14 protein-coding genes are annotated in these 15,445 nt (G+C 68.1%); 4 read left to right on the top strand and 10 right to left on the bottom strand.

Annotation, left to right across the window (positions count from 1 at the left end):
* Positions 1 to 43: 43 nt before the first annotated feature.
* The 3 genes from ON30_RS30935 to ON30_RS30930 form a co-directional block, all read right to left on the bottom strand.
* Entirely contained in the window at positions 44 to 391 is a 348-nt protein-coding gene (locus ON30_RS30935; protein ID WP_040713273.1) for a hypothetical protein, read from the bottom strand.
* A complete protein-coding gene (locus ON30_RS39790; protein ID WP_157183971.1) occupies positions 363 to 584 on the bottom strand; it encodes a hypothetical protein in 222 nt (73 codons plus the stop codon). The genes ON30_RS30935 and ON30_RS39790 overlap by 29 nt, the downstream gene beginning before the upstream one ends.
* Positions 585 to 825: 241 nt before the next feature.
* Entirely contained in the window at positions 826 to 1,017 is a 192-nt protein-coding gene (locus ON30_RS30930; protein ID WP_040713271.1) for a hypothetical protein, read from the bottom strand.
* A gap of 140 nt (positions 1,018 to 1,157) precedes the next feature.
* On the opposite strand from ON30_RS30930, the gene ON30_RS42435 reads away from it, so the two are divergent.
* The 3 genes from ON30_RS42435 to ON30_RS30915 all read left to right on the top strand — a co-directional run bounded on the left by ON30_RS42435 (position 1,158) and on the right by ON30_RS30915 (position 3,994).
* A complete protein-coding gene (locus tag ON30_RS42435; RefSeq protein ID WP_373282663.1) occupies positions 1,158 to 1,820 on the top strand; it encodes a plasmid mobilization protein in 663 nt (220 codons plus the stop codon).
* Positions 1,821 to 1,830: 10 nt separating this feature from the next.
* Positions 1,831 to 3,621: a relaxase/mobilization nuclease domain-containing protein gene (locus tag ON30_RS30920; RefSeq protein ID WP_051030212.1), complete on the top strand. Its 1,791-nt coding sequence runs from the start codon at positions 1,831 to 1,833 to the stop codon at positions 3,619 to 3,621.
* An 82-nt stretch (positions 3,622 to 3,703) separates the two neighbouring features.
* On the top strand, positions 3,704 to 3,994 hold the full coding sequence (locus ON30_RS30915) for a hypothetical protein (RefSeq protein WP_040713268.1): 291 nt from the start codon (positions 3,704 to 3,706) through the stop codon (positions 3,992 to 3,994).
* 1 nt (position 3,995) lies between these two features.
* Here the strand turns inward: ON30_RS30915 and mobF are convergent, their stop codons facing one another.
* From mobF to ON30_RS36635, 7 genes are all read right to left on the bottom strand, one after another.
* A complete protein-coding gene (gene mobF / locus ON30_RS30910; protein WP_051030211.1) occupies positions 3,996 to 8,822 on the bottom strand; it encodes a MobF family relaxase in 4,827 nt (1,608 codons plus the stop codon).
* A 345-nt stretch (positions 8,823 to 9,167) separates the two neighbouring features.
* A complete protein-coding gene (locus ON30_RS30905; RefSeq protein ID WP_040713265.1) occupies positions 9,168 to 10,289 on the bottom strand; it encodes a hypothetical protein in 1,122 nt (373 codons plus the stop codon).
* Positions 10,289 to 10,549: a hypothetical protein gene (locus ON30_RS30900; protein ID WP_157183969.1), complete on the bottom strand. Its 261-nt coding sequence runs from the start codon at positions 10,547 to 10,549 to the stop codon at positions 10,289 to 10,291. The genes ON30_RS30905 and ON30_RS30900 overlap by 1 nt, the downstream gene beginning before the upstream one ends.
* Before the next feature lie 954 nt (positions 10,550 to 11,503).
* On the bottom strand, positions 11,504 to 12,430 hold the full coding sequence (locus ON30_RS30895) for a hypothetical protein (protein WP_040713259.1): 927 nt from the start codon (positions 12,428 to 12,430) through the stop codon (positions 11,504 to 11,506).
* The gene (locus ON30_RS30890; RefSeq protein ID WP_083911827.1) at positions 12,427 to 12,972 is read right to left on the bottom strand and encodes an RNA polymerase sigma factor; all 546 of its coding nucleotides are present in this window, start codon (positions 12,970 to 12,972) and stop codon (positions 12,427 to 12,429) included. The genes ON30_RS30895 and ON30_RS30890 overlap by 4 nt, the downstream gene beginning before the upstream one ends.
* Before the next feature lie 164 nt (positions 12,973 to 13,136).
* Positions 13,137 to 13,598, bottom strand: a complete 462-nt coding sequence (locus ON30_RS30885; RefSeq protein ID WP_040713253.1) for a hypothetical protein — start codon at positions 13,596 to 13,598, stop codon at positions 13,137 to 13,139.
* A gap of 31 nt (positions 13,599 to 13,629) precedes the next feature.
* Complete coding sequence (locus ON30_RS36635) at positions 13,630 to 13,974, bottom strand: GntR family transcriptional regulator (protein ID WP_157183968.1); 345 nt, start codon at positions 13,972 to 13,974, stop codon at positions 13,630 to 13,632.
* Positions 13,975 to 14,087: 113 nt separating this feature from the next.
* Between ON30_RS36635 and ON30_RS30875 the strand changes: the two genes are divergently transcribed.
* Positions 14,088 to 15,445: DNA cytosine methyltransferase (locus ON30_RS30875; protein ID WP_040713250.1), on the top strand; the 1,358-nt coding region annotated here is incomplete at its 3' end.

The following is a 15,445-nucleotide window of genomic DNA, read 5'->3' as shown; positions in this document are numbered from 1 at the left end:
CACTCGCCGGGTGCCTTCGTCGTTTCCGAACTCTACAGGCGTGCTATCGCTGTTCGGGGCCACGGCCTTCGGTCAGCGAGTCCCCGATCTCGACCACGCGCTGCTGGTAGCGGTCCTGGTCTAGGCGTTGCACGTCGAACCCGGGCGTGTGCTCCCCGTCGAGGTGGCGCTGTGCCATCGCGAAGTGCTGGGCCACGTAGTTCGGGTCCTGCATGCGGCGGTCCACCTCGGCGGTGAGCGCCGCGATGGCGTCCTGGCGGTCGGCGCCGGTCACGTGCCAGTCCTCGCCCGGGTAGTAGGCGCGGATCGTGCCGTCGGCCTGAGTGACGAACTCGGGTTTCTGGCTGACGTGAACGACCTGGTCAGGGCCGGACTGCGGGGCCTGGTGCATAGAAAGTCTCCCTCGAACCGTCGTCGTGGACCACGTAGCAGATGTACTGCATGCCAGGGTGCCCGACGATCGGGCCGCTGTACATGCAGTTGACGGTGGTCGCCCCCGCGGTGCCCGCGATGGTGGCGGGCACCACCCCCACCAGTGCTCCGATGACGACCACGCCGAGCGCTGCTCTGGCTGTCCTGATCACGTGATTCCCCCTTCGACCGAATTTCGGTGAACACAGGGTTGGACGCCACCAGGTCCGCTTCGGTTCCACCGGCCGCGAGAATTCTCCGCGCGGGGTTCGGGGGGACGCAGCCCCTGGAAGCGCGAACTATCCAGGGACCGCGTCGATGCGGACTCTACCGAGACCCCGCGCCCGCCCCTTGCCCCGTGCGTCGCTCCTGTGTGTCCCACCAGGACGCGGTGGTGCACGCAAGCTCGGTCAGTCACAGCAGGGTGTAAGCGGTAAGGACGGCCAGGGCCAAGGACAGGCTGCTGCCGAAGCCGATCGCCGCAGCACGCAGGGCAGCGGGGGTAGTTCCGCCGTCGATTTTCGCGAGGAACCCCGCGGTGATCCCGGTGATGGTTGCCATGAGCACAGTGCAGGTGAGTACCAGCGTTTTGGTGCTGAAAGACATTGCGGAAGCTCCTCTTGGATGGGCGCGGTGGGGGGATATCCGGATACCTCTGCCCACGTCCGCATCGAGAATCAGCCGATCTCGCCATTGCAGCACTCGCTCGACATTGCACGGTTTGTCGAGCGAATGCTTCGGAGATCATGAGGTCTCGGTTCAAGAGGCGACCGAGCGCCTACCGGTCCGGTACTCTCAGGACAAGAGCCGGGAGCGAGCTAGTGTTTAGGTGCCCTATCGGCACCCCCACCGAGGTCTCGGTGGGTCGCTGCGCTGAGCATGAGGAGGCTGCGGTGGCAGGTGGGTCGGCGAATCGTCGGGCGTCGACTCGGCGTGCGCGGCAGGAGAATTTGGATGGGGGAAGACCTCACCGGCGGGTGGTGAAGCTGACCCCGGAGGAGGACGCCGTCCTCTCGGCGCGGGCTGAGGAGGTGGGGGTGACGGTGGCGCGGTTGATGGTGGAGACGACCTTGGCCGGGGATCAGGTGGAGTCGGGGCGCGCGTACGCGGCGTTGCGGCTGCTGGATCTTGAGGATCAGATCCGTCGGATCGGGACGAATGTGAATCAGCAGACCCGGCATCTGCATCAGGTGCGTGGTGATCTGGCCGAGGATCTGGTGCTGGCGCACGCGGATGCGTTGCGGGCGGTGACGCGGGCGTGTTTGAGCGTGGACGCGACCGCGCGGTGGGTGATGGGCAAGACCCCGGCGGTGGACCCGGGCGTGGTCGACGTGGAGGACCTGGCCGTGAACGGGCGGTGGTCGGATCTGGACGACGAGAGCGGCGCGGGCTCGACCGAGGGGCGGTGATGTCGCGGTGATGCCGAACATCCGCAAGGGCTCCTACATGGTGGATCTTCTGGTGTATCTGGCGGGCAAGGGCCGCCGGAACGAACATCGCGATCAGCGGGTGATCGCGGGGGATGTGGTGACCGAGGCGGTGTTCCGGGGTCCGATCACCCCGCAGGCGGCGGCGTCGTTGGCGCGGCTGCTGGATTCGCCGCGGCAGACGGTGTTGCGGGGTGCGCCGGTGTCGGTGGTCGACCGCGGCAAGGTGCGCAAGCTGGTCGCCGACGGGGTCGAGCGTGCGGAGGCGGTGAAGGCGGCGACCTCGGATCACAACACCTGGCACTGCTCGCTGACGTTGAAGCCGGAGGAGGGCCAGCTCAGCGAGGAGACCTGGGCGGCCATCTCGCACGACTTCATGGAACTGATGGGGTTCGCCCACCGTGAGGACGGGACACCGGACACGCGGTGGGCGGTGGTGCACCACGGGCTGAACGAGGGCGGCGGCGACCACGTCCACATCGCGATGGGCGTGGTGCGTCCGGACGGGTCGATCGCGGACCTGTTCCGCGATCACGTCCGCGCGCAGCGGGCTTGCAACCAGCTCGAACACAAGTACGGGCTGCAAGTGCTGGCCTCGCGGGAAAGCGGTGGGACCGAGCGGGCGACGAAACCGGCCGAACGTGCCCGCAGGGACCGGATCGGGGCACCCGAGACCGACCGGGAGGCGATGCAGCGGCGGGTGCGGGCGTTGGCGATCGCGACCGGCAGCGAAGCGGAGTGGATCCGGGAACTGCGCGCGGCCGGGGTGTTGGCGAAGCCGCGCTTCACCAAGGGCGGGGAGTCGGTGGGCGGCTGCTCGTTCCAGATGCGCCCGCAGGTCAACCGGGACGGCAAGCTGGAGAAGGCCATCGAGTACAGCGGCGGCTACCTGGCCAAGGACCTGACGCTGCCGTCGATCCGGGGGTGGGCGGCGTGGGACCGCTCCCCGCAGGCCGAGCAGGAAGCGTTGCGGGAGTGGCGCAAATCCCTGGGCGAGCCCGCCGCGACGCGGTCCGGTATCGCCCCCTCCGACGAGCGAGCCGCGATCGAGGAGTTGGGCCGGTGGAGCGCCTACATGCGCACCATCCCCGAATCCGACCACGACGCGTGGGCGCAGGCAGCCTCCCGCACCTCCGGGGTGTTCGCGGCCGCGTCGGTGCGCACCGAGACCAAGCCGGGCCCGTTGAATCAGATGGCGCGGCAGCTGGCCCGCGCGGGCCAGCTGCCAGCGCATCGCCGTCGGCCGCAACCGGTTCACGGGTCGGCGGTGCGGGCGGTCGCGCGGATGGCGTGGGGCTGGCAATCCCAGGAGGCAGGGACGGTCGCGTTGATGTACGCGCTGACCGAATGCCTGCTCACCGTTCGCGACATGCTCGACGCCAACCACCGCGCCACCGAGGCGGCGGCGATGACGTTGACCGCACGGAGGGCGCTGACCGAGATCCACATGCGCCGCGACGGCATCGACCCGACCCGTCCCTACGTCCGGGAGGAAGGTTCACCACCCTGGGCAGCGGCCTACCGCGCCGCAGTCGTTGTGGATCGCGGTGACCGGACCGAGGCCGAAGCCGACATCGCCGAGACCCGAAGGGCGTGGGAAGCCCAGCGCCTGAGCGACATCGGCATGGTCGGGCGCCGCCAGGTCGACGAGCACGGCCACATCGTCGCCGAGGCCGCGACCACACGCCAACCGGTGCCGGGCGGGCGCACGACGACCCCACAGGCCCGCGGGCGGGCGCGTGAACTCGGGACCGACCGGACGGGCCCGGATCTGGAGCGCTAAGGGAGGGTGCGGCAGCCTCTTTCGGCCGGTGCCGGGGCGCTGGCGGGTGGTGGTGTCGGTGGTCGGGCGCACTCTAGATCGCATGAGTGACAACGACTCCGTGAACGCCGCCAACGCCGAAGCGGCTCGGGTGGCGGGCTGGCCGGACCTCACCGGGACGGCGAAGCAACTCGGGTGGGCCATCACCTGCCGCGCGGACAAGGTGCGCGAGCTGGAAACCTCGAACATGGACGAGACGGAGAAGAACCGGTGGCGTGAGGCGCTGCTGCGCGAGACCCGCGCCGGTGAGTGGATCGACGCCCGCTACCTGCATTGGGGCGTGATCGGTTTGGCGAACCTCACCCCGGCCGAGCGCGACGCCCTCGGCTTCTGATTCACAGGCCGTAGCCGCGGTCGTTGGACGGCTCGTCGTAAGACGGTGGGCCGTGCTGGTAGCCGCTGCTGGGGCCGTTGTCCCACACGACGCGGCGCAAGCCGCCCCCGGACAGCCTCTTGGCCCGGGTGCGGCGTTGTCGAGCACCAGTGCCGGGCGTGGGGGCGGGTTGGTTGTCGGCTTCAGCGCGGGCGATCTCCTCAGCTTCGAGGTCGAGTTCGCTGAGCTGGTCACGGCGTGCGATCTCGGCGCGGACGGCATCCTGGAAAGGCGTTCTGTCGCGGGCGGCCAGGCGTTCGTCGGCCGCGCGGGCGACGGCGAGTTCGCGGGTCGCGTCGGCGATGTCGGCAGCACGGCCTTGGTGGTCGTCGGCTTCGGTGAGGGTTCTGTCCCACCAGCTTTCCGGGACGGTGGTCTCGATGATGAGGTGTCGGGCGTGGGCGTCGGTGGCGGCTGCGCGCTGCTGGACTTCGTCGCGCTGGCGGTGCAGTTCGGTGAGGTGGGCTTGTTGTTCGGCGCGTGCGCGCCACCGGATCTTGCGGGTGGTGTCGAGCTGGTGTTGGGCGGTGCGGATCTGGTCGCCGAGGGTGTAGAGGTCGCGGCGTAGGGATTCGGCGGCGGTGACGGCGGGTTGGGCGCGGCGGATCGCGGCCGCGTGTTCGTCGAGTTCGCGGTGGCGGGTTTCGAGTCGGGCCAGGCGCTGTTTGGCGTTGTAGATCCGGTTGGCGTGGACCGCGGCGAGTCCGCCGTCGAAAAGAGGCTCGTGGCGGGCGACGGCGTCGGCGAGGGCGGCGTCGCTCATCCGACGCGGGTCATCGGAACGTAGGCGGTGCAGCTGCGCGCGGGCCCGGGCCAGCGCCTCGGCGCGCTCATCGACGACCGGGGCCGCGTCGAGTTGGGGGACCGCACCGTCGCCGATCTCGCGGGGCAGTTGCGGGGCGGGTGCGGCCAGCGCGGTGGCCATACGCCAGCGCAGCGCGGCCGCGGGTTGTTCGGCGGGCAGTTGCCGGGCGGCGTGGGCGGTGCGGACCGCGTCGGGGATGTCGACGCCACGCACGGCCGCGCGGGTGAACTCGGTGGCGAGGGTCGGCCAGTACGGATCTGTGGCGATGCGGGTGTCGAGGGCGTCGACGACGGGCCGCCACCGTCGGGCGTGTGAGTCGTGGCCACCGACCCGCTCGGCGACTGCGGCGTCGAGGCGCTGCTGTTCGCGGCGGTCCGCGACCGGGTATTGGCGGGGTCCGGTGGGTCGGCGGTCGAGGTCCGGAACCCGGTGGGCGGCACGCCAGACCGCGAGTTCGGCGGTCAACGCCGGGTCGACCTCACGCAGCCCGGCCGCCCACAGGGGCACGGTGTCGCCGGTGGTGGTGCGGGCGTGGGCGGCGATGTCGGCGGCCAGGGCGCGGATCTGCTCGGCGCGCACCGTGAGGTGCTGGCGGTCCTGCTCCCACGCCTGGAAGGCGCTCGGGATGGCGGGCAACCAAGGCAACGGCCCGCTGTCGTCGCCTTGGGAGTGGCGTCCGGTGGGGTCGATCCGCCAGTCCAGCACCGCGGCGGGGTCGGCGGCCGAGGCGAGTTCGTGGGCGGTTGCGGCGTCGGTGAGAGCCTGGGCGGCGTCGGCGCCGGAGACCTCGAGCACGGCCAGGTGCTCGCGCAGGACCGGCCACGCGGGCGCGTCGGTGATCCCGGGGACCAGGCGCTCGGCGAGAGCCTCGATCTCGGCGAGTCGTTCGGCGCCGACGCGGGTTTCGGCGATGTGGGCGAGGGCGTGGCGGTAGGCGTCGCCCGCGTCGGCGAGCAGGCGGTGCGGGTCGGCGGCGTCGCGGGCCTGGGTGGTGGCCGAGGTCTGGGTGCCTTCCCGCGCGAGGACTCCGGTAAGCAGGTCCAGGGCGGTCGGCGGGTGAATGGCTTCGTAGGCGTGGGCGGCGTGTTCGTCGACGGCGGTCGCGGTCGAGAGGTAGAAGTAGTTGCCGCTGCGACCGCGGGTGGCAATGACGTAGAGCTGGGCGCGGGACTCACGCCCGGTGAGCACGCCGTGGCAGCGGTCCACGGTGATGCCCTGAGCGGAGTCGATGGTGGTCGCGTAGCCAAGCCCGACATGGGTGCGCACGTAGTCGGCGGGCAGGGCCACACGACGCCCGGACCCGAGGTGCGCGGCAGTGATCCGCCCATCCTCGTGGACGGCACGGACTTCCCACCGATATCCGTTGCGCACGTAGTCGGTGTCGGAGATCCGCAGGCGGGAGTCGTTGCGGCGGGTGGCGATGATGTCACCGACCGAGGCCGACAGCCCGTCACCCAGGACGATTTCAGGGCCGGGAATCTCGCCGTGACGTTCGCCGCGCGCGAGCCGATCCGCGCGGGCCAAGGCGTTGAGTTCGCCGACCAGGGCGCGGGTCGGGGCGAGCATCGCCGCGTCACGGCCCTGCGAGAAATCGACCCGCCACGCCCGGAACGCCGCGGCGACGTTCTCGGCCTCGGTGCCGACGTGCACGCGAGACCGGTCGAAGTAGTAGGCCAGCCCGGCCGGGTCGCCCTGGCGCACCGCGAGACTCGCCGCCGCCTCGCTCGGGTCGGTGAACCGCATGACCTGCGTGAGGGTCGGGGAGGGAGTGGAGGCGACGATGTCGCGCACGATGCCCCCGGCCTCGACCGAGGACAATTGTCGGTCGTCGCCGATCGCCCGGATCGTGGCGCCGCGCCCGATCAACAGGTGCACGGCGGCATCCAGTTTCAGGGTGGAGGTCTTGGCGGCTTCGTCGATGACGACCAACGTCGTCTCGTCGATGACGGGGAGTCGTTCGGGGGCGTATTCGGCGAGGGTGAGCAGCATGTCCACAGTCATCGACGCGGGCACGCCGGTCTCCTCGGCGAGCACGGCGGCCGCGGCCGCCGTCGGCGCGATCGCGATCACCGTCCCGCCGGTCGCGGTCCAGGCGTTGACCAGCACGCGCATGCCAGTCGTCTTCCCGGTACCGGCAGGGGCGACCGCGGCCATGAACCTGCGCCCGGAGGTGGCGCAGGCGTGCACGAGCCCGCGTTGGCCGGGGTTGAGTTCGTGGCCGTTGGCGGCGAATTCGACTTCGGCGAGCGCGATGGCGGTGGCGGTGATGGTGCGGCCGCCGTCGAGTCGTGCGGCGGCGAGGAGTCGGTGCTCGGCGGCGACGATCTCGCGGGAGGTGTACTTGGTGGACTCGGCGCGCACGTAGACGCTGGTCCCGTCCGAGCGCACCAGCCCGGCCGCGGCCGGGGCGGGATCGACCGCACGGCGCGGGATCGACATGCCCTCCCCGAGAGCGACCGCGCTCACCTGTTCCAGGGCCTGCGCCCAGTCCGCCGACGCGACGCGGCCGCGTAGCTGCCGGACGGTTTCTGCGCGGACGTGGTGGGCTTGCCAGGTCGCCCGCTCCTCGGCGACCACATCGAGCACCTGCCGGGCGATCTCGTGGGCCGACACCGGTTCTCGGGTGGGGCGGGTGTGCCCGGTCATGGCGTAGAGCATGGTGTCGAGCCGCGCGGCGGAGCCGAGAACGCGTTGGGCCTGGATGCGCCAGTCGCGGCGCTGCTCGGCGCGGGATCTGGCGTGGTGTTTGTCGCCGCGGGTCGACAGCGCGGCCTGTTCGGCGAGCCGCCACAGCTCCTTCTGCGACGGTTCGCGGCCGTGGCGGGCCTGGAAATCGGCCGAGAGCTGCCCGACCTTCGCGCTCACCTGCTGCGCGCGGGAGGACCACTGCGCCGCCAGAGCGGGGGAGAATCCGGCCAGTTCCCGGACCGGACGCTTCGACGGGTCGGTGCCGGGGCGTTCGGTGAACTCGATGCCCGGGAGGGCGGTTTCGAGGTGGTGTTCCAGGCGGGAGTTGTAGATCTCGCTGGCGGTGACGGCGTGCTGGTAGAGCATCCGCCCGTCCAAGGCACCCCACTCGCCGGTGAGGCGGCGGACCTTGTTCGAGATGACCACGTGGGTGTGCAGGTCGGGGTCGCCGGCGCGGGAGTCGCGGTGGTCGAACATCGTCGCGATCAACCCGCCGACTTCGACCTGGGCGATGCCGCCGTCCCCGATGCGGGTGAAGGTGGCGTGGTCCTGGAGGTAGGTGAGCGCGTCGGCGATGGCGGCATGGTGGGCGTTCTCGACGATCTCCGCGACCGGTCGGCGTTCCAACGCCCACAACGCGCTGACCGACTTCGCCGGGGAGAAGGTGAGGTCGAATCCGGCGACCCGTTTGGAGTGCGGTCGCGCCGCTTTCGCGACCCACGCCGACAGCTCCTGCTCGTCACGGTGGGCGTGGCCGTGCTCGGCGAGGAACATCCGGCCCGCGACCTCGGTGGCGATGTAGTCGCGGTCGGTGTCGGGGATCGGCGCCCCCGGCAGGCGGCTGTGCTCGACGTTCCACGCCTCGTAGGCGCGGCGGCATTCGGCGCGGTAGGCGATCTCGTGGGCCTTGGGCTTGCCGAACGGCGTCCCGATCCGGGCTTTCGCCCGCAGTGCGCGGTTCCGGGCGATGCGCGCGGATTTCCCTGCGGCGCGTTGGGCGGCGACTTCCTCGGCGATCAACGCTTCCGCGTTCGGGTGCAGGCCGCGCCCCATCAACGCCCACATCTGCGATTCGGTGACCTCATCACCGGCGACGATGAAATCGACCATGCGCCCATCGGCATCCAGGACGGTCAGATCGGCCAACCCCGAACCCCACCACCGGCCCGGGGATTCACCGCGTTCGGAGTAATAGTCGGCCAGAGCCTGCGGGCCGCGCTCGTTCGCGTCGTGAGTGGCGATGTTGCGCAGGTAGTACTCGTAGCCGTCGCCACTCGCGATTTTCGCCAGTGACATCACCCCAACCACCGTACCCCGCAGTCTGATTCGGTCACCTTTCCGGCGATAGTCCGAAAACAGGGCCTGCATGCAAGAGGTGTGCAAATTTGTGTGTTGAGCAGGGGGAATGGTTAGGGGAGAAGGGTAGCGAGAGCATGTGGTCAGGGTATGGAGAGGGGCTGCGGCGGGGATGGTGAAGGCGCACAGCGAGTGTGGAAATGAGAAGTCGAGAAGGCTTACCGGTTGTGAACCGCGCACGGAATGCGCTCAATCCCGTGACCTTGAGATTGTCCGGTTTTCGAGACGAAGATGAGGCACCCACCATATCGGTGGATGCCTCATCTTCAACGCTTGTGGGCACTACTACGCGTCAGGTCTTCTTCGGTCTTGTCGGTCGACCTTGGTCAGCATCGCGGCCGTGATGACGACACCGACCAGAATGGCTATCTGGATGGGTACGTTCATCGCGCACACGACCAGCGTCGCGATGAATCCGATGCCCCCGCACGCCAAGAGGCCGTACATCATGCCGTAGAGGTACATCTCGGCACGGGCCTCGATCTTTTCGCCCTGCTCGCCACCAACGCGTCGTCTGGCATCAGCCATCCTGCGGAGCGGCGAGTAAAGGAATTCCAGCAGGCCCAGCCAGCCCGGGAAGGCAGCGAACATCAGCAATCCGAGGCCGCTGGCGATGACGTAGCTCGAAACCGCGGTGTAGACAGCCAGGCTGGTAAGAATCCCAGCCAGGAGCGAACCCAGAAAGCTGACACGGCCAGCGGTCACCGAGACGATGGAAATGCTGTCGACACTCACCCCGATCGAGATGATGGCGAGCCCCACTATCACCATCTCAAGTGGATAGCGCAGGCCAGCCGGATTGAGGGGCAGGAACCAACTCGTATCGTTCGATCCAGCCACCAGTAGCAGCAACGCCGCCAGCAAAGGCAACGTGGTCCGCTGGGCAACTTGGCGCACATACCGCTCTTTACGAGCGTCTTTACGGGAACGGCGAGTTCGTCGCCCTCGCACGCCAAACGTCTGCCGCCCACCATCAGAACGCTCTTGCTGCTCGGTCTGCGGCTCCTCCGGGGCGGTGGGCGGCTCTTCAGGGTCCGCGCAGGTGGTATCCCCGGGGTCGCTGATAATGACGCTCAAGCGAGGCTTGTCCGCGTCTGCGGTTTCGGCCAGCCGATCCCATATCGCGAGCACAGCCACGACCTGCGACCCGGTCAACCGGCACACGGTGACGAACCGCTCCACCTGTTCCCGAGACTTAGGCAGGGTGACGTTGTCCTTGTTGAGGAACCGGTAAGCAGTGGACCTCGGAAGATCTGCGTACGCCGCGATCTGGCCGCCGGTGAGGCCCGACCACTGCTGGATGTCGCGCATCATCTCCATGAAGGCCGCCGCGTCGCGGACATCGGTGGGCACAGCGAACGGCGACCGCCGCTCGCTGTGCGACCCCATGGTGTGGAACGCGTCCACTACTGCACGCCCTGTTGCGGACCCGGAGTGCCGATCCGACGACTCAGCTCTTGGCAGAGCGCGACGACCGGCGGCGCGGCTACCACGACGACCAGCAGCGTCCCGATGGTCGCGGCCGCGGTCTTGGCGGCGTCGGTGGGCGACATCCCGTGCGCCATCAACATCCAGCTGTAGGCCAGACCCGCGATGACGAGGATCGTGCCCTTCCAGGTGAGACCGCCGCCCACCTTCCTGTGCGCCACCGGCGCCGGAACGCTCATCGGCTGCTGCTGGACTTGCCCATCCACGGGATTGGGTTTTCGAGTGAAGAAATCCGACACGGACGTACCTCCGGAGGGAGGTGCCCGTGCGGGGCGGTTACGCCAGTGACCCGCTTGTCGGGGGCAACCCGCGACGAGCGTTCCACCAGGCGGGTTCCAGCCCGCACGGACACCGGTGACACAGCCGAGCACCCTTTGAAAGGTTTGCGTTTACGAAACCCGTTCCCCGAATTGGCCTTCGAGGGTGGGCCGCTCCAACATGGGTTGGAGCCTGCGACATACAGTCTGCCGGCTCTGATCACCAACTCGCCCGTCAGGGTAGGGATGAATGTCCAGCAAGAGCACGCTCTTTCAGCTCTCACTTCCCTCCTTCCCGGGGCGGACGCGGTGTGGTAGAGACAGACGAAATCTCACGCTGCCCAACAACCTCGGCTCGCCGGAAACGCCCGTGGGCCGAGGTGGGCGAGTTGCGACTCACCAAGGAGGGCCACAGCGTCCCGGTGTCCAACGGGCCTGTTCAGTGAGACGGGTTCTCACTCGCACCACATGAGGTACGAATGGTGGCGGACCTTGCATTTTTCGCCATTCGTGCACTTCAGAGCGCATTGGACAGTCAGGGTGGACACCGCTGGACAGTATCGGTGGCCTACAGTGAGGAACAGCCCGATCGAACGGGTCATGAACCCCCGGATGATCGCATTGACACAGCCGAGCACCCGGGTGATGGGATCCGTTGGCCCGGATAACCCATCGACATCGGTGCCCTCCAGGCCGCGCAGGCGGCCGGAGGGCACCGATCACCATCTTGCCCACTCCCACGAGTGATGCCCGCGTCCGTTCCGACCTCGATGCAGTGGTCATCGATCAGGCTGTTCGACGACAGGATCGGTGATCGAGTGGACACACAGCCATCGTTGGCACCACCACCTCTTGTTTCCGGGCGTCCGGACGAATTCACGCGTCTATCAGGACATCGACACTCTTACCGATACTGCTTCTGATCTCGTAGATGCCTTCGCTGATCTGGTCCGAGTTGTGTTCGATCTCGTCCCGCCAGTCCTCGGGCCATCGGGTGTCGTCGGACCACCGCACCCCCGACAGGTGCACGCCGACCAGGTCGACGGCGCTGAGGTCCTCGCCGATGAAGTTGTTGAGGACCTTTTCGAACCGGAACAGGCCGTGAGCGAATCGCTCGAGGAGCCGGTGAACGGCGCGCGCGGCCGCGAGGGAGTCGGTGAGCTGGGTGGCAGGGGTTTGCGACTCCGTGCCCTGCAAGGCGGCACAAAACACCTCGTGGACGGCGATTTCGATCCTTCTCATCGACACGCGCAAGAACCGGCGGACGTGTTCGAGCCATTCGGCCGCGGCGCCATCGCCGCCGTCGAGCACGTGGGCTGCGGCGTCCTCGATGAGGACGTACCCGAGCTGGTCACTGATCTTCCGCAGACCTGCGTCGACTTGTTTGACGGCACCGGCCGCATCTCCCACGCCTCCGGTGCGTTTCGCGATCGAAGCGAACACATCGGCTATCCGACGAGCGACCGCCATCGCATCCGTCATCGCGGCGGCGGCCATGTGGCGCAACTCCAGGCGGGCCGCCAGCGGCGGCTCCAAGGCCAGGACGGCATCCACGATGTCCCACTCTTCGGCTTGAGGCGAAGGAATGGGCTTCAGCTGTACAGCAGGAATGATGGCGGCAAGTCCCGATTCGACATCGAGCACATCGCGCAGACCACGTGCGAACTCGATGTGTCGGGTTTCGATCAAGGCTTCCCGCAGGCCCGCGTCGATGTCGAGCTCGCGAGCAACAACCTTGAGCAGGTTCTTGCTGTGCTCGGCCAGTAGTGCGTCCAGTGCGTCATTGTCCAGGGAATCGGTCATGACTCCTCGTTCATCTTGACGTGGCGAGCAATCCGAAGACGCGCCTTTTTCAGGCTCGATCGCACCGCCTCGGCGGACAGCTGTAGCTCATGAGCAATCGCGGTAGGAGTCAATCCCTCCAGGGTGTAGGCCATGATCTGGCGTTGGCGCGGGGGCAACTTCCGGATGGCGGTGAGCAACTCCTGGCTTTCGATAAATTCGGCCATGGCGTCCGGTGAGGGCAGCAGCGCCGAGCGCTCCGGGACCGCGGCGACCAACTTCTCGTCAGCGTCTACGAATCGGCGCACCAGCTTGCGAGCAGCGACTGTGCGCGCGTACGCCTCGTGATATCTGATCGTCGACCAATAACGCCACGACTCCACCATCGCGTCTTGAGCGATCTCGGCGGCATCCGCTGAGCTGGCACCGAGAATGATCAGGAAACCGAACAACCTCGGCATGAAGTCTCGATAGAAATTGGTGAACTCGATCTCGTCCGCATCCGGCTCCACCGAGGACTGGAGTCGGGACGGTCGAGCCTTGGAACTTTCCTGCTCAGCCATCGCCGCCCCGCTTCGTTGTCACCCCTCCACCCTCCTCGCCCGGTACAGACCGCTCGAAATGCTTTTCCACCGGAAGTGGAACTGTCACAGGTAAAGAGGCTGGATCGGCCCCTCCCGTGAACTTCCACCGAGCAAGTGTGGTGCAGGACACATCATGAGTGGAATCAATCCAAGGCGGTGGCGACACGGACACACACCGCGCGGTCCTGCTCCATCATCTCCAGCGCGGCGTCCGGCGTCGGATGAGCGACGGTGCCACTGATGACGACCAGGCCCGCGCCGAGGTGGTGCAGGCCCGCGACCCGCTCGCGCCACGCCGTATCGGCCACCAGTTCGCCGTCGTAGATGTCGCCGAGTCCGGCCGGTCCGCTGATCCGCACCGCGGTCAGTCCCGCGCCGATGGTGATCGTCCAGCCAGCGGCGGGGTCGTCGTGGAATTCGATGTCGCGCATCGGCTGCGCGCCGTGGGCGAGCAGCGCGGTGGTCCAGGCGTCCGCGGTGACCAGCGCGCCGGACTCGGCGATCACGGTGGCGCGCACTCGTGGGAGCACGATCACGACCGGTGTCGAGCCGATGATCGCGGTGAAGGTGGTGACCTGCTCGATCTCCGGAACGGGTTGAGACATGGCCATCGACACTACATTTCGCCGTTGAGGCTCACGCTGGGTCCGTGGCGGGCGGCGCGACGCCGAGGTGTTCGTGCAGGGCGGCCAGCTGCTGTTCCAGCGTCGCGACACGGTCGCGTAGGGCGGTGACTTCCTCGTCGAGGGTGGGGGTCGGTTCGGGCGGGGTGCGCACGAAGCTGCCGACGCCGTGGAAAGTCTCGATGAGCCCGGCCTGCTGCAATTCGGTGACTGCGCGCGCCACCGTGTTCAGGGCGGCTCCCCACTGGGTCATGAGTTCGGCCTTGGTGGGGATCTGGTCGCCGGTCTTGTACTCGCCGCGCTCTATTCGGGCGCGCAGGTCGGCGGCGATCTGCGCGTATCGAGGCTGGTTGCTCACCGACTCAGTGTAGGTCGACCCGTAGTCGATCATGTGAACTGATTGACACTTGATTCTATTGATTGACCTGTGGTGCACTTGAGAAATCAGGTCATCGACCAGCAGGGGTGCTCATGTCCAACCGTTCGGCCAAGAAGCGGCCGCGTACCGCGACCCACCGGCCCGCCACGCGCCAACGTCGCTACCGCCACGATGATCTCGTCGCGGTGGACCTGTTCTCGGGATTCGGGGGATTGACCCGGGGGGTGGAGATGGCGGGGTTCACCACGATCCTGGCGGCCAACCACAACGCCTACAAGGTGGATGTCCACGAGGCGAACCACCCGCGCGCGGAGCACTGGATCGCGGATCTGGTCGACCCGGAGTCCGCCGACTACCACGACGTTCGGGACCTGCCCGCCGCTGATCTGCTGGTCGCGGGTGTGTCGTGCGTGAATCACTCGCAGGCGAACACGCAGAAGGCCTACCAGCAGGGCGTGTCCCTGTTCGATTTGGACGATCCCGATTACGAAGCGCGGGTGACCCGGTCGGAGCGGGACCGGGCGACGGCGAATTGCGTGCTGCACTACGCCGACCGGCACCGCCCACGCATGATCCTGGTCGAGTGCACCACCGAGTTGACCTCGTGGGGTCCGGCGCTGCCGGGTCGCCGGAAGGTCGGTGACGGCACCACCTATCGGTGGTGGCTCAAGCAGTTCGATCTCCTCGGCTACCAGCATCAGGTGCTGTACCTGAACTCGATGTTCTTCGGGGTCCCGCAAAGTCGGGACCGGCTCTACATCGTGTTCTGGGACCGCAAGATCCCGGCCCCGGATCTGGAGCACCGTCCCGCCGCGCGCTGCTCGCACTGCGATGAGGTGGTGGAGGCGATGTGGTCGTGGAAGACCGGGGTGCCGCCGACCGGCGCGGTCCGCTACGGCACCCAGTACAACTACCGGTGCCCGCGCTGCCACCGCGAAGTCGTCCCGCCGATGACGCCATCGCTGCACGCCCTGGACCTCACCACCCTCGGCACGAAGATCGGGGACCGCAAGCGCCCGTTGCAGCCGGCGACCCTCGCCCGCGCCGAACGGTGCAGGCAGAAGTTCGCCGAGTTCCCGGCGATCCTGTTGCCCGACACCAGCACCGGCCGTACCGAGCCCGTGTTGCTCGGGTCGGGGTCGGTGTTCGCGGCGCACCGCCACAACGGTGACGGCAAACACCTCACGCAGCCGATGGACACCATGACCAGCACGCACGAGAAGGCGGTGCTGTTCGGCGCGGTCAACAACTACCAGGGCGCACCCCGTGCCCTGGTCGATCCGCTGCCGACCCAGGGCGGCTCGGAAACCCTCGGGATCGTCACGGCCGGGCCGGTCACCGCCGCCGGGGTGATCCTCCAGAACCAAGGTGTGGACCGGCGGGTGTCCAGCGTCGGTGAACCGCTGAAAACGCTGGTGGCCGACAACAACACCGCCCTGCTGTTCTCCGG

The organism is Nocardia takedensis NBRC 100417 (assembly GCF_000308695.1).
Taxonomy (GTDB): Bacteria; Actinomycetota; Actinomycetes; order Mycobacteriales; family Mycobacteriaceae; genus Nocardia; species Nocardia takedensis.
This window is presented reverse-complemented; position numbering and strand designations above follow the sequence as displayed.

Excerpts from the sequence above, each read along its gene's own strand:
- ON30_RS30935 (WP_040713273.1), bottom strand. The coding sequence starts at position 391 with ATGCACCAGGCCCCGCAGTCCGGCCCTGACCAGGTCGTTCACGTCAGC.
- ON30_RS30930 (WP_040713271.1), bottom strand. The coding sequence starts at position 1,017 with ATGTCTTTCAGCACCAAAACGCTGGTACTCACCTGCACTGTGCTCATG.
- ON30_RS42435 (WP_373282663.1), top strand. The coding sequence starts at position 1,158 with ATGAGGTCTCGGTTCAAGAGGCGACCGAGCGCCTACCGGTCCGGTACT.
- ON30_RS30920 (WP_051030212.1), top strand. The coding sequence starts at position 1,831 with ATGCCGAACATCCGCAAGGGCTCCTACATGGTGGATCTTCTGGTGTAT.
- ON30_RS30915 (WP_040713268.1), top strand. The coding sequence starts at position 3,704 with ATGAGTGACAACGACTCCGTGAACGCCGCCAACGCCGAAGCGGCTCGG.
- mobF (WP_051030211.1), bottom strand. The coding sequence starts at position 8,822 with ATGTCACTGGCGAAAATCGCGAGTGGCGACGGCTACGAGTACTACCTG.
- ON30_RS30900 (WP_157183969.1), bottom strand. The coding sequence starts at position 10,549 with ATGAGCGTTCCGGCGCCGGTGGCGCACAGGAAGGTGGGCGGCGGTCTC.
- ON30_RS30895 (WP_040713259.1), bottom strand. The coding sequence starts at position 12,430 with ATGACCGATTCCCTGGACAATGACGCACTGGACGCACTACTGGCCGAG.
- ON30_RS30890 (WP_083911827.1), bottom strand. The coding sequence starts at position 12,972 with ATGGCTGAGCAGGAAAGTTCCAAGGCTCGACCGTCCCGACTCCAGTCC.
- ON30_RS30885 (WP_040713253.1), bottom strand. The coding sequence starts at position 13,598 with ATGTCTCAACCCGTTCCGGAGATCGAGCAGGTCACCACCTTCACCGCG.